The organism is Rossellomorea marisflavi, from assembly GCF_009806575.1.
GTDB lineage: Bacteria > Bacillota > Bacilli > Bacillales > Bacillaceae_B > Rossellomorea > Rossellomorea marisflavi_A.
On sequence record NZ_CP047095.1, the window covers coordinates 2,160,593 to 2,174,793 of the forward strand.

The 14,201-nt window shown below is 46.6% G+C and carries 11 protein-coding genes and 1 other annotated feature; of the genes, 10 read left to right on the forward strand and 1 reads right to left on the reverse strand.

Annotated features, from left to right (window positions below):
- The first annotated feature begins 89 nt into the window (after positions 1 to 89).
- The 8 genes from D5E69_RS11220 (at position 90) to D5E69_RS11255 (ending at position 10,350) form a co-directional block, all read left to right on the forward strand.
- Positions 90 to 1,823: a sensor histidine kinase gene (locus D5E69_RS11220; RefSeq protein WP_231578747.1), complete on the forward strand. Its 1,734-nt coding sequence runs from the start codon at positions 90 to 92 to the stop codon at positions 1,821 to 1,823.
- Positions 1,820 to 2,686 (forward strand): response regulator, encoded by an 867-nt coding sequence (locus D5E69_RS11225; protein WP_159129659.1) that lies wholly within the window; start codon positions 1,820 to 1,822, stop codon positions 2,684 to 2,686. The genes D5E69_RS11220 and D5E69_RS11225 overlap by 4 nt, the downstream gene beginning before the upstream one ends.
- A gap of 65 nt (positions 2,687 to 2,751) precedes the next feature.
- Positions 2,752 to 3,390, forward strand: coding sequence for a helix-turn-helix domain-containing protein (locus D5E69_RS11230; protein WP_213085589.1), 639 nt, complete (start codon positions 2,752 to 2,754; stop codon positions 3,388 to 3,390).
- Positions 3,387 to 4,715: an ABC transporter substrate-binding protein gene (locus D5E69_RS11235; RefSeq protein WP_053072373.1), complete on the forward strand. Its 1,329-nt coding sequence runs from the start codon at positions 3,387 to 3,389 to the stop codon at positions 4,713 to 4,715. Before D5E69_RS11230 ends, D5E69_RS11235 begins: the two co-directional genes overlap by 4 nt.
- A gap of 653 nt (positions 4,716 to 5,368) precedes the next feature.
- Positions 5,369 to 6,325 (forward strand): ABC transporter permease, encoded by a 957-nt coding sequence (locus D5E69_RS11240; protein WP_370295113.1) that lies wholly within the window; start codon positions 5,369 to 5,371, stop codon positions 6,323 to 6,325.
- A gap of 16 nt (positions 6,326 to 6,341) precedes the next feature.
- Complete coding sequence (locus tag D5E69_RS11245) at positions 6,342 to 7,220, forward strand: carbohydrate ABC transporter permease (protein ID WP_048003587.1); 879 nt, start codon at positions 6,342 to 6,344, stop codon at positions 7,218 to 7,220.
- Between the two features lie 20 nt (positions 7,221 to 7,240).
- Positions 7,241 to 8,854, forward strand: coding sequence for an ABC transporter substrate-binding protein (locus D5E69_RS11250; protein ID WP_048016297.1), 1,614 nt, complete (start codon positions 7,241 to 7,243; stop codon positions 8,852 to 8,854).
- Between the two features lie 17 nt (positions 8,855 to 8,871).
- Positions 8,872 to 10,350 (forward strand): glycoside hydrolase family 32 protein, encoded by a 1,479-nt coding sequence (locus tag D5E69_RS11255; RefSeq protein WP_048016296.1) that lies wholly within the window; start codon positions 8,872 to 8,874, stop codon positions 10,348 to 10,350.
- 66 nt (positions 10,351 to 10,416) lie between these two features.
- Here the strand turns inward: D5E69_RS11255 and lysS are convergent, their stop codons facing one another.
- A complete protein-coding gene (gene lysS / locus D5E69_RS11260; RefSeq protein WP_048016295.1) occupies positions 10,417 to 11,952 on the reverse strand; it encodes a lysine--tRNA ligase in 1,536 nt (511 codons plus the stop codon).
- 67 nt (positions 11,953 to 12,019) lie between these two features.
- Positions 12,020 to 12,270, reverse strand: a binding site (T-box leader).
- A 201-nt stretch (positions 12,271 to 12,471) separates the two neighbouring features.
- Here lysS and D5E69_RS11265 point away from each other — a divergent pair.
- Positions 12,472 to 13,221, forward strand: a complete 750-nt coding sequence (locus D5E69_RS11265; RefSeq protein ID WP_048012733.1) for an IclR family transcriptional regulator — start codon at positions 12,472 to 12,474, stop codon at positions 13,219 to 13,221.
- 19 nt (positions 13,222 to 13,240) lie between these two features.
- Positions 13,241 to 14,197: a sugar kinase gene (locus D5E69_RS11270; protein WP_048003592.1), complete on the forward strand. Its 957-nt coding sequence runs from the start codon at positions 13,241 to 13,243 to the stop codon at positions 14,195 to 14,197.
- The last annotated feature ends 4 nt before the right edge of the window (positions 14,198 to 14,201 follow it).

Sequence of the window (14,201 nt, forward strand, 5' to 3'; positions counted from 1 at the left end):
GTATCTACTGGAATTTATTGATCTATGATACATTTAGTAGACAGAAACGTTGAAAGGGAGCGGCCATGTACATTTCACTTAGAATTCGATTGCTACTAATATTTACACTTGTCCTGACCATTCCTTTCCTTACGCTATCACTCCTCGTCCCCGAGTGGTTCGGTACCATCATGGAAAAGAAAACGACCGAAGCGACCGTAGAAATGATGGATCAATTTTCTCAATACTCCGATTCACTGACTTCTCAGGTGGAAGACCTTGGAAAACAGGTGCTTGTGAATCCCGCTACTCAGGAGTGGGTGCGTTCAGAGGAAAACGGGCAGTCCGACACAGATCTACTCTATATGAAGAATCAATTGAAAACGGAGCTCTCGTCGATGATGGTGAATAATTCAAAATCAATGTCTGTATCTGTCTATCTAAATGATGGAACAGGTACTTCACAGACGCTTCCTCCTCTTAGGGAGATTGTTTGGTTCAAGGAATTTTATGACTATGATCAACGTTGGATGAGGTCACATCATGAGTGGAATGAGGATGAAGTCAACAGTTACCTTCTTCCTCTTTTTGATTTGAATACGATGGACCTCTCCGGCGTCATCAAAGTGAATTTTCCTACCGTCCTGCTAGAGGAGTCACTTGAAAAAGTAAAGCTTGGAGATGAGGGGCACGTATCATTGCTGGATGCTAAAGGGAGAGACGTGTTGGGAGGGAATCCGGATATATCATCCGATATCGTGAAGATGAGCTTGCACGAGATGAAGGATCATTCTGCAAGAACAGGTGTAGTGGAAGTGACTAAGGGGGAAACCAAGCATCTGGTCTTTTATCAAAAAATGGGGGTTGGCGATTGGATCCTGATGAGCGAAATAAAAAAATCCGATCTCTACGCGCCTGTCCACTCACTGCAAAGGAATCTTTTATTGATCAGCGGCTGGATCTTTTTACTGACAATCTTGATTTCTTACATCCTGTCTTCGAATATCGTCAAGCCTCTATGGAAATTGACGGAATCTATGAAACTTGTCGAAAAGGGAAAGTTCTCAGAGGCTGAAAAAGGGTTTCCCGCGATCCGCACGAGGAACGATGAAATCGGTTATGCCGTAAAGGCATTCAAGAATACAACCAAGACATTGGACAAACTGATCAAAACGGAGTATCAGGAAAAGATCAGGAGGAAGGACGCGGAGTACAAAGCACTGCTGCTACAGATCAATCCGCACTTCCTGAACAATACGCTTGAAGTGATAGGAGGACTATCCGCTCAAGGGGAAAATCGTAAAGTCATTGATGTGACCGTCCATTTGGGGCGGATGCTCTCGTATTCCCTTGATACTGAAAGGGATGTTGTCACAATAGGGGAAGAAATAAACTATATGCGCCGATATACGGAAGTATTGAAACTTCGTCATGAAGATGCCCTACATATACTGATTGAAGAGGATCCAGCACTCGATAATGTACCGATCATCAAGTTCGTCCTGCAACCTCTCGTCGAAAATGCAGTAAAGTATAGCTTTATACGGAACGATGTGGCTTCCATCGGAATTTCCACCCGAAAAGTCGGAGATGAGGCGGTTTTGATTGTGGAGGATAATGGAATCGGCATACCTGGAACGGTCATCAAGGAACTTGCGAAGATTGATCGAAACGAAAATAATGTTCTCGACAGCAGGGGCAAGAGCATAGGACTGAAGAATGTCCTTGGAAGATTGAAGCTTTCCTATGGAAACCGCTTTTCGTATTCGATTGAAAATAAGGATCCCGGTGGGACTCGGATCACCCTTATAATTGCAATGGAGAAGGAGGAGAGGGAAGAATGAAGGTGCTGATAACCGATGATGAAGCTCAGGTTCGAAAGGGGCTGCTATGGAAGCTTGATTGGGAGAAGGAAGGGTTCACAGTTGTCGGGGAGGCGTCAAACGGAAGAGAAGCTCTGCGTCTCATGGAGGAAAAAGAGCCTGATATTGTCTTGACGGATGTAAGGATGCCGATCATGGACGGGATTGCGCTGGTGAAAGAACTGGCCAGTAGCTATCCGAAGATCCGGACCATCATCCTTTCGGGATACGCTGACTTTGAATATGTCAGGGCCTCAATGCATGAGGGAGTCAAGCGATATTTGCTGAAGCCCGTGGATCCCGAGGAATTATCTTCAGCCTTAAAGGATATTAAAGACGAATTGATCCGTGAAAAGGCTGAAGAATATAGGGAAGAACGAGCAAAAAAATTGATGGAAGATCAGCTTGCGGATATAAGAGAGCAATATCTCCTACAACTTGTGAGGGATGAATGGGCTGGCCTCTCCATCAGTGAAGAGAAGTTGATGTACCTGGGTTTGGAAGCATTTTGCAACCAGGAAGTGAGGTTCCTGTCAGTTGAGATCAGGGGAAGCATGTCCAGGTCCGACCTTAGGGCGCTCTTCCTGCCTTTCCGGATGATCTGTCGGGAACTTGCCGGGGAAAGGGCCCTTTCATTTGTAGACGCGAGCTATCCCCATATGGTTCATTACATAAGCAGGATCGATGATGTGAACAAACTGGCAACAGATGTACAACGAGCTGCAAAGGAATTCCTCGGGCTTGAATCAGTCATAGGATTAGGGAAGCCGGTGAGGGGGAGAGGGCTCTTAAATCCGGCTATGAATCTTCCATCCTCGCATGGGGGCAAAGCTCGATCAACATAGAATCACAATTAATCGATGATAATAAGAGGGAAAATGACCCCGATTTTCCCGATGAAGCTGTAAAAGTGCTTAACGCTTATATTGAACAGGGTAATGAAAGTCTTCTGCAGTCGTTTCTTACGAATCTGCTTGAAAGACAGTCATCGGTAATGGATTTTACACTGACAGCGAATCGAATCCTCCTGCATCTCAATCTCCTTGCCGGAAAGTATGACCCCAAAAGGGCCGAGGTAGGGGAAGAGGTCTGGAAATGCCAGATAAGCATATGGGAGTTGACCTCATATCAGGAAGTAATCCATCAATTGACGGAGCTATCCAATCGTATCATGAGAATGGCCAGCAAGCTCAAGACGCCGGCTAATGGAGAAGAGGTCGTTTCCCAAGTCAAAGCATATATGGACATCCACTATGCCACTGACATGTCCCTTGCCACACTGGCAGGTCAGTTCCATATTAATGCAGCCTATTTATCGGAACTCTTTAAGGCTCAGGTAGGGCAGAATTTTACGGACTATCTGATTTCTCTGCGAATGAAAAAAGCGAAGGAACTTCTTGTTGATACCGGGCTGAAAGTCATTGATATCGCCCATATTTGTGGATTTTCAAGTTCAGGTTATTTCAGTACGGTGTTTAAAAAGAAATTCGGTGTGAAACCGATCGATTACAGAAAAGGCCTGGGCACTGAAGGAGGAGAAGAGAAGTGAAATGGAAGCTTCCGATCCTATTGGGACTCATCCTTGTATTGGGGGCAGCCGGCTATCTTTCCATTGAACCGATTTTCAATGAGGGAGGAAAAGAAGTGGCAACCGCCCCCAAGCATACACCTGAAATCACCCTGAACTTCTGGAGGAATAAGGGGACGGCTCTTGAAAATCAGGCGTATGAAGAACTGGTCAAGACGTTTAACGAAGAGCACTCCACTATTCAGGTCAAGATGACCCAGATCCCTTACGGGGATTACGAACTAAAGCTCCGGACGGCCATTGCTGCAGGGAGTCCGCCGGATATCATGACGATTGATACACCGACGCTGGCCCTGTATGCGAGTGCCGGTGCCCTTACATCCATCGATGATTATATGAAAAAGGAGGGACGGGTGGAGGATCTGGCTGAGCCCACTTTGAAAGGATTGATGTATGAGGGGGACATCTACTTGTCTCCCATCGCGGAGTCCAGCGTCGGATTGTTCTACAATATCCGGCTATTTGAAAAAGCCGGCGTTCCTCTTCCTTCGAAGGACCCGGAGGATCCCATGACATGGGATGAGGTAGCCGAAGCCGCCGAACGAATCTCTGCGCTATCAGATGAGATCATAGGTATCGATCCCGCTCAAGGGTTTCCCGACGGTGAATCCCCCGCATATTACAAGATCCCGCTCATTTGGCAGTTCGGAGGGGAGATCATGGACCCTGACAACCATACGGCAGAAGGGTATCTGAATTCGACCGAAAGCCTGCAGGCACTTCAGTTTTATCAGGATATGTATCAAAAACGGGGCATAGCGAAAGTTGAAATGCCGCCGGATGCATTTGAAAACGGTCAGTTGGGGATGGTCATACAGGGATCGTGGATGACAGATAGCTATGAACAGGAAAACCCTGAATTCAAGCTTGGAAAAGAATATGGCATCACATCCTTACCAAAAGGGATTCAGCGGGTCGTTCCAAATGGCGGGTGGGCCCTTGGTCTTTCGTCGAAGGCGTCACATCCCGATGAAGCCTGGGAATTCATCCGATATGCGACGAGCTATGAGGGTTCAAGACGCTATATTGAGATTACAGGGGATGTGCCGGCAAGGTATTCTGTTGCCAAAAGCTTTCCAGAGCTGAAAGAGTACCCCAAGAATATATTCGTCCATCAGGCACAGGAGTACTCTAGGAACAGGCCAGTCACAGCCGCTTATCCTGTAGTGAGTGAGGCCATGCGCATCTTGTTTGAAGATGTGGGAATCGCCAATAAAGATGTTGGTTCTGCGGCCGATGAAGCCGTAAAGAAGATCGAGGACGGCATCAAGGATATGGAAGAATGATGGTATAAAAGACGTTAGCAATGAAGAATGGGGACCTACCGGGTCTCTTTTTTTGTTTTTAAGTCCCCAAAAAGGCACAGAACGCCTTTCCGGTGCCTCCTCCTTATGCTTGTCGGGTCAGCCCAACCCGCCTCCGCTTTTCTTCATGTCCAGCTCCGGGTGCTTGAGGATCGAGGTCATAAGTCAAAGATCTCATAAAGGCCAAGGACGCCTTTCCGAGATCTTCGCCTTATGCTTGTCGCCTCAGGGCAAGCACCCTCCGCTTTTCTTTGACCAGTTCCGGCGGGTTGACCCTCGAGGTCATAAGTCCAAGTCCCCAAAAAGGCACAGAACGCCTTTCCGGCGCCTTTGCCTTATGCTTGTCGGGTCAGCCCGACCCGCCTCCACTTTTCTTCTTGTCTAGCTCCGGGTGCTTGAGGCTCGAGGTCATAAGTCAAAGATCTCAAAAAGGCAAAGGACGCCTTTCCGAGATCTTCGCCTTATGCTTGTCGCCTCAGGGCAAGCCCCCTCCGCTTTTCTTTACACCCGAAAATGTTGTAATGTATCAGCCGAAAATAGTGGACGTTTTTAATGAGAGTATCCTTTAAAGTGAGATTTGTAGACGATGATATCGCTTTCATTAAAGAGAAAAAGGGGGTATTAATGTGCAGGAAATAGCTAAGGCAGGTACCGAAACTGCCGTATCAGCGAAACCGCAGAGCCGTTGGAAGGTCAAGTGGGCTTCTGTTAAGAGAAATCATCTTCTTTATTGGTTATTGGCACCAGCTATCTTGTTAACCATTGTGTTCAAGTACGTACCGATGTACGGTGCATCCATCGCTTTTAAAGATTTCAGCCCGATTAGGGGGATCATGGGGAGTGAATGGGTGGGGTTGAAGCATTTTACAAGTTTTCTTTCTTCCCCTAATTTCATGGAGATCCTTCTTAATACGATCAAATTGAGCTCGTTTGAATTGTTGATCGGGTTTCCAATCCCGATCATTCTAGCATTGATGCTCAATCAGATCAGGAGGGCGGGGGTGAAGAAGAATATCCAGCTTGTTCTTTATGCACCTCATTTCATTTCCGTGGTGGTCATATCAGGGATGGTTTTTCTTTTCCTTTCTCCCACCGGTCCAATCAACGCCATGCTTTCCTTCTTCACAGATAAGCCGGTCTCGTTCATGTCAGACCCCGATGCGTTCCGTAGCATCTATATATGGTCAGGTGTATGGCAAGGAGCGGGATGGGCGTCGATTATCTATGTGGCTGCATTGGCAAATGTGGATCCTCAGCTCCATGATGCCGCAACAGTCGATGGAGCATCCCTTCTGCAGAGGATATGGCATATCGATTTGCCAACATTAAAACCGGTAATGGCTGTTCTATTCATACTGGCTGCAGGCGGGATCATGGCCATCGGATTCGAGAAAGCATACTTGCTGCAGACGTCTATGAATATCCCTTCTTCAGAAATCATTTCAACCTATGTGTATAAGCGGGGACTACAAGCTGGGGACTATTCCTTTGCAACGGCTGTTGGATTATTCAACGCGCTGGTAAACGTCATCCTACTGGTCTTCGTCAACGGGGTGGTCAAGAAGTTGAATGAGGGAGAAGGACTTCTTTAGAAAGGGGAGCATTCAGATGAACACCTATTCAAAGTCAGACCGATTCATTCTATTCACCAATAAGATCCTGTTATGCGGCATCGTCGTAGTGGTATTGTTTCCATTACTCTATGTGCTCCTTGCCTCACTTCTGGAACCGAATGTACTGCTGAGCAAGGGATTGTCGTTCAATTCTTCCGACTGGACCCTTGAAGGGTACCGGAAGATTTTCGAAGATGGTTCCATCGTAAGGGGATTCATAAACTCCATGCTTTATTCTGCGGGTTTCACCATCGTGACAGTGACGGTTTGTATTCTCGCAGGTTATTCTCTATCATCGGACGAATTGGTCGGGAAGCGTTTCATCATGATATTTTTCCTGGTCACGATGTTCTTCAACGGTGGATTGATCCCGACCTACCTGGTGGTCAAGAACCTCGGCATGCTGAATACCGTATGGGCAATCATCATTCCGAATGCCATCAATGTGTGGTTCATCATCCTCTCAAGGACCTACTTCAAATCGATACCGAATGAACTGAAGGAAGCGGCGAGGATCGACGGAGCTTCTGAATTTAAAATATTCCTGAAAATCGTATTTCCGCTATCAAAACCGATCATTTTTGTCATTGCTCTGTATGCGTTCATCGGTCAGTGGAATTCCTACTTTGATGCCATGATCTATCTTGAAGACAGGGACCTCTATCCCCTTCAGCTCGTCTTACGATCAATCCTGATTCAAAATGAGGTACAGCCAGGAATGATCGGGGATCAGCAGGCGGCCGCAGAGCTACAGAGGATTTCAGAAATGATTAAGTATTCATCCATCGTGCTGGCGAGTCTTCCACTCATCATCATGTATCCATTCTTCCAAAAGTACTTTGAAAAGGGTGTAATGGTCGGTTCATTAAAATAATCTCAAGGGGGAAAAAGAGAATGAAGAAATGGTCAAAAACAATGTCAGCTGCAGTATTGACAGGAATCCTGGTTACTGCAGGTTGCAGCAATAGCAGTAAAAGTGCATCTTCCGAAGACTACGAGCTGAAGGACATCAAATTTCCATTGAAGGAAGACGTCAGTCTGAAAATCATGACGTCCAGTTCACCATTGGCACCGAATGACCCAAATGAAAAACTGATCCTGAAGAGGCTGCAGAAGCAAACAGGTGTGGAAATCGATTGGACCAATTATACGGCAGGGGAAACCTTCGATGAGAAACGGAATCTTGCTGTCGCAAGCGGTGATTTGCCCGACGCCATCATGAACACAGGGTACGGGGATTATGAAATCCTGAAACTCGCAAAAGACGGAGCGATTGTCCCGGTGGAAGACTTGATTGAAAAACATATGCCAAACTTGAGGAAGGTCCTCGAGGATGCCCCTGAGTATAAAGCAATGATGACGGCTCCTGACGGACATATCTATTCTTTCCCATGGATAGAGGAGCTTGGTGCAGGAAAAGAAAGCATCCACTCTGTTGATGATTTCCCGTGGATCAATGTAGAGTGGCTGGATAAGTTGGGACTCGACATGCCGACAAATACTGAAGAGCTGAAAGATGTTTTGAAAGCGTTTAAAACACAAGATCCGAATGGGAATGGAAAGGCAGACGAAATTCCGATGTCATTCATCATCAACCATGGAGGAGAAGACGTCTCTCATCTGTTTGGTGCCTTCGGTCTCGGGGAAAATGGAGATCATACTGTGGTGACCGATGATGGGGAAATCAAAATGACGGCTGCTGAAGAGGGCTATAAGGAGGCCATCCGTTATTTGAATGACCTGTACAAAGAAGGACTGATCGATGTAGAAGCATTTGAACAAGACTGGAATACCTATCTTTCAAAAGGAAAAGAAGGGCGTTATGGAATGTACTTCACCTGGGACAAGGCCAATATCACCGGGATGAATGATACGTATGACCTGCTGCCTCCACTTGAAGGGCCAGATGGAGAGAAAAATGTGACGAGAACCAATAATATGGGATTTGACCGCAATAAAATGGTCATCACATCGGCGAATAAAAATCTGGAGCTTACGGCAAAATGGATCGATCAGTTATATGACCCGCTCCAGTCCGTACAGGATAATTGGGGAACGTATGGTGATGAAAAACAGCAGAATATTTTTGAATTCAATGAGGCTGATCAAGCATTGAAACACCTTCCTTTGGAAGGAACGGCCCCTGTTGAGCTCCGTGAGAAAACCTCCATCGGTGGTCCTCTTGCCATATTGGATGAGTATTACGGACCTGTGACCACCAAACCGGATGATGCTGCATGGAGACTGGGGCTAATGAAAGATGTAATGGTCCCTCATATGAAGGCAGAAAATATCTACCCTAAAGTATTCTTCTCCTTGGAGGACCTCGATAAGTTATCCAAGATTGAAACAGATCTTTTTGCTTATATCAACCGTAAAAAAGCCGAATGGATTACAAACGGCAAGATCGATAAGGAGTGGGAAGCGTACCTGAAGGAATTGGACCGGCTTGGACTCCAAGAGTGGTTGGAAATCAAGCAGGCCGGGTATGATCGAAATCAGGAATAGGAAGGAGAGTCATGTAGATGAGGAATCAGACTGAAAAGGAAATGTACACGGAAAAATTCCGTCCTCAATTCCACTTTTCGCCTGGAGAACAGTGGATGAATGATCCAAATGGATTGGTGTATTTCGAAGGAGAGTATCACTTGTTCTTCCAACATCATCCCGATGGAAACACATGGGGGCCGATGCACTGGGGACACGCAGTCAGTAAGGACCTGGTTCATTGGGAAGAACTCCCCATCGCTCTTTATCCTGACGAACTCGGGACGATCTTTTCTGGAAGTGCTGTGGTGGATTGGCATAATTCCACAGGATTCTTCCAAGAAGGAAAGCCTGGGCTGGTGGCTATCTATACAAATCATGACACCGATCCTGTGTCGGGTAAGATCAGGCAGCGGCAAAGCGTGGCCTATAGTGTTGATAACGGACGGACTTGGAGCAAGTACGAAGGAAATCCGGTTCTGGAGAATGTATCACTGCAGGATTATCGGGATCCAAAAGTTTTCTGGCATGATGAATCCGGAAAATGGGTGATGGTCCTGGCAACCGGGCAATCCATTACCATCTATCATTCTCCTGATCTGCTGATATGGACGTATGCGAGTACATTCGGTCATGAAGAAGGGTCACATGAAGGGGTGTGGGAATGCCCTGATTTATTCCCTCTTCAATGTGATGGGGAGAAGAGATGGGTCATGCTCGTAAGCATAGGGGATCATCCTGATTACATTGAAGGTTCCAGGACCCAGTATTTTATTGGGGATTTTGATGGAGGGACTTTTACCAATGAGAACCCCGCAGATCTCATTTTATGGCTGGATCATGGCAGGGATAACTATGCAGGGGTGAGTTGGTCTGATCTGCAGGATGGCAGAAGGATCTATATCGGATGGATGAGCAATTGGCGCTATGCAAATGATGTCCCCACCGATCGGTGGAGGAGTGCCATGACGCTGCCAAGGGAGATTGGCTTGAAGAACTCGCCTTCGGGCTATCGACTCATTCAGCGTCCAGTGCGTGAATTGGCGGACCTCTCAGAAGACGGAACGGCTGCTAAAACTCCTCTTTTATTAAATGAAGGTGAAACTTATCAAGAACGAATGCAGACAAATCTTGCTCATCTCCATTTTGAAACGGAGGCAGATACAAATTCGGTTTGGTCCCTCACGATCCGGCATGGAAGGGAAGAAGTGTCACTCTTAACCTGTCGCGTTAGTGAAGGAATCCTTACACTAGACAGGCGCCGTTCGGGAGTCCATTCATTTTCAACATCATTTCCAGCGGTTCAAATGGCAGAATATGCAGGAGATGGAGAAGCCGGTTTCCATCTATATATCGATACCTCATCGATTGAGATCTTTAGTACAGACGGTAGACTGGCGATGACCAGTCTGATCTTCCCGGAGGGTGAAAGCTTAGAATTTGAATGTAGGGCATTAACGGGAAATGTCGTATTGAAAGAATGGAAGGTTTCTGCACTCCGGTCCATTTGGTCTTAAAAGAGTGTATGTTTCCCTTCGTTCGTAACAAAAGACTGCAGGTGCTCCTGCAGTCTTTTTGTACGTTCAAAATGCAAGCAATGCCATGAAGCGGTCTTTTCCCACAGCCGAAAGGAGAAGGGGCAGTCTGGGGCCGCTTTTCTTTCCAAGGACGAGCATGTAGATCGATTGGAATAAAGCTTTTTGTTCGGATTTCATTTTCTTTTTGTCTTCCTGACGACAGATTTCATAAACAGAATTCATCGGATCAGCTCCTGCAGCGATGGAGGCTCGGAATCGTTGAACTTGCCTTTTGGCATCATCAGGAAGCGAGAGGAAGTAATCTACCTGCTTGCTGCCATTTACCTTGAGTTCCTTCTCTGGGTTCCATTTTTGAATCCAATGCTTGACCCGTGCGCTGATTTCCTCAAGCTCTCCAGATTGGACCGTGATTCCCTGATCGCTCAATATGGAACCAAGCAGATCGGTACGGAAGGAAATCAACGGGAGCAGGCCAGCGATTTGATTGAATGAGACCTTTGGACTCGTAATATCGGAGGCGATAAGGTCCATTACTTGCTCCATGACAGGATCATTCAGCGACCCATCCTGATAGGCGGAGAGAACTCTCTCAAACTCGGAGTGGTTCTTGATCACATCATCATCCAACCCTATATGAAAAGCAGATTCCGGCCGGTGACGGGCGAACAGGAACAGAACCACTTCCGGACGATAGACGTCCAATAGATCCTCAGTCTTTAGGACCTGTCCCGAGGAACTGGACATTTTCTTATGAGATCCCTTCTGACTGATGAACTCGTATGCGGTATAGAGGGGCGCCTTGTAATCAAAGATCCTGGCGGCAATCGCTTTTGATACCGTATAGCTGCCGTTCTCGGAGGAATGATCCCTTCCTCCAGGCTCAAACTTCACCCCTTCAACAGCCCACCTCATGGCCCAATCCACTTTCCAATTCAATTTAAGGAAAACTGAATCGAGTCTTTCAGTTTCGTTCACTCCGCATCTGCAGTGATACGTAAGTGTCAAAGCTTCTTCCGAAAATGAGTCGATATGGACGTCATCCTTTCTGCACACTTTGCAATAAACCGTCGCAGGGTAAAAGGCATCGCGCTCATCCTCCGATGATTCATTCGTCTTGAACTCCATAAGAATGTCGTAAATTTCCTTCCGCTTTTTCAATGCAAGTTCGATAGAGGGAAGGTATCTCCCAGACGTATACTCCTTATGCTGATAAATAAACTCAGGATGTATATTGAACATTTCGAGTGATGTTTCAAATTCCTTCTCGAAATGAGAGGCCCATGTTCCCTGTCCAAATGGATTAGGCACTTCGGAATATGGTTTTCCTATGTGTTCGGAAAATCCCGCATCAATATTGGAGGGGATCTTCCTTAACCGGTCATAATCATCCCATGAAAAGATGAAGCGGACGTTTTTCCCCATATTCTTCAACGCTTTCGCCACAAAATGAGTCGTTGCTACCTCCCTGAAATTCCCCATATGAACCGTGCCTGAAGGACTGATACCGGATGCCAGCGTGTAAGTTTCAAGATCAGGATCGGTAAGAACGATTCTTTCGGCTATTTCAAAAGCCCAGTGCATGATGAAAATCCTCCTTTTTCTATGATCTAGCTTCCAACAAAAAAACTCCCACCCCCAAGATCGAAATCTTGAGGGCGGAAGCTTCCATCCGCGGTACCACCTCAGTTTACCGTTACAGTCACCTGTCCGGCCTTATCAGGTACGGCTTTATGCGATACCTTATCCTTTTAACGGGGGATTCCGCCACATCATCCTTGAGAACTCAATTCCTTGTGGAGCTCAGAGGTTTTTTTCAATAGGATTCCACAGCCCCCTTTTCAGCTGCCGGGGGTCTCTTTACAGTTTTATCCTACCTACTCGTCTCATCATCGCTTTTAGATTGAATTGATGATAACAGAATATTCATGATATGGCAAGGGACGCTGAATTAGTTGTTTCAAAAAAAGTCACGCTGATAGTGTAAACATTGGATATTTTCAGAATTATTCATTGACGGAAGCGTTTTCTGATGTTACGGTTAAGGCAATTAAAATCACAAATAGAATTATAAATCACATATGTGATTAAGAGGTGGTAGGTATGTCTGTAAAGTCAGCAAAGAGGGCGTTGGATATTTTAGAAATCCTATCGCACTTCCCCCGTGGTTTAACGATCAATGAGGTTAGTCTCAAGCTCGGGCTCCCTCAGAGCAGCACATTTAATCTCATCAAGACCCTTACCCAAGAAGGATACCTGTATCAGGATGAGATGAAAAAATATCGCTTGGGAGCAAAACTGATCAATCTGGGAACTGTAGCAATGGAAAGTCTGGACATTCATCAAGTATCCCTCCCGTATCTGAATGGATTGATGGAGCGCATGAATGAAACCGTATTCATGTCTGTGCTTTCCGGAAATGAGCTCGTTTACATAGCGAAGATCCTGAGCAATCGTTCCATCCGGACGACAGCTGAACCAGGCCATGTCAAACCCCTGTACTGTACGGGGCTCGGAAAAGCTTTTCTCGCTTTCATGCCGGAAGAGGAAAGGGAACGTCTATTGGACGGGATGACCCTGCAGCAGATTACGCCAAAAACCGTGACGAACCGACGGGAGCTCCTGTCTCAGTTGGAATCGTTCAAGAAACAGGGATACAGTATTGATGATGAAGAAAATGAAGAAGGCCTCTATTGTGTGGCTGCCCCGATTTATGGTGCAAGGGGAGATGTGATCGCAGCCATCAGTGTGGCTGGCCCAAAAGAAAGGATGACCGTCCAGGGCAATGATGTCATCAGGGATTTACTGAGTACCTCACATGCAATCTCACAAAAAATCGGATTCATTCGATAAGAAAGGAGGGATAGGAACCATGGATGTCGTCGCTATAGGAGAAACACTGTTATCATTGACCCCAGCACATAATGGATTATTGCGACATGCTGAATCATTGAAGCCGAAAGTGGCAGGGGCCGAAACGAATACACTCATCGGACTGTGCCGTCTGGGCCATAGGACAGGATGGATCAGTGCGGTCGGAAACGATGAAATCGGCGAGCGGATTGTTGCCACGGTGCGGGGTGAAGGAGTCGATACGACTCATGTAAAAAAAGATGAAATGCACAATTCAGGAATCTTTTTTAAAGAAATCATCGGGAGCGGAGAGGTCAGGGTCCAATACTTCCGCGCAGGATCTGCCGCTTCCCATATGGAGCCCGCCGATTTACCTGCATCCTTCATACGCTCGGCCAAGTATCTTTATCTTACAGGAATCACCCCGGCACTGAGCGAAACGTGTAAACACACAATTTTTGAAGCGATCAAAATAGCCAGGGATTCAGGAGTAAGCGTGGTATTCGATCCGAATATCAGGAGGAAGCTGTGGAGTGAAGAGGAAGCAAGGTCCACTTTGACAGCGTTATGTGAGCTATCTGATATCGTCCTTATCGGTGGCACCGAAGGAATGTTCCTCTTCGGGACGCAAGATACAGATGAAGTTGCCCATCGATTATTCGAAAGCAAGCAGACCCGCTTGGTTGTTATCAAAAAGGGTGCAAAGGGGGCTGCCTATGCTAAACCGGGAAGCGAGACCGTTCAAGTCGACCCATTCCCGGTATCCAGCGTGGTCGATCCCGTGGGAGCGGGGGACGGATTCGCTGCGGGGTTCTTGTCAGGGCTGATCGAAGGGCTGAAAACAAAGGAAGCCGTAAAAAGGGGCTGCGCCGTCGGTGCCATGGTCACCATGGTCAGTGGTGATTATGAAGGTCTACCGGATGAGCGGCGCTTGGAATCATTTCTAAACAGAGACAAGGAAGACATTGAAAGATGAGAAG

Coding starts and splice junctions, on each gene's coding strand:
- D5E69_RS11265 (WP_048012733.1), top strand. CDS start 12,472: ATGTCTGTAAAGTCAGCAAAGAGGGCGTTGGATATTTTAGAAATCCTA.
- D5E69_RS11250 (WP_048016297.1), top strand. CDS start 7,241: ATGAAGAAATGGTCAAAAACAATGTCAGCTGCAGTATTGACAGGAATC.
- D5E69_RS11270 (WP_048003592.1), top strand. CDS start 13,241: ATGGATGTCGTCGCTATAGGAGAAACACTGTTATCATTGACCCCAGCA.
- D5E69_RS11245 (WP_048003587.1), top strand. CDS start 6,342: ATGAACACCTATTCAAAGTCAGACCGATTCATTCTATTCACCAATAAG.
- lysS (WP_048016295.1), bottom strand. CDS start 11,952: ATGCACTGGGCTTTTGAAATAGCCGAAAGAATCGTTCTTACCGATCCT.
- D5E69_RS11225 (WP_159129659.1), top strand. CDS start 1,820: ATGAAGGTGCTGATAACCGATGATGAAGCTCAGGTTCGAAAGGGGCTG.
- D5E69_RS11255 (WP_048016296.1), top strand. CDS start 8,872: ATGAGGAATCAGACTGAAAAGGAAATGTACACGGAAAAATTCCGTCCT.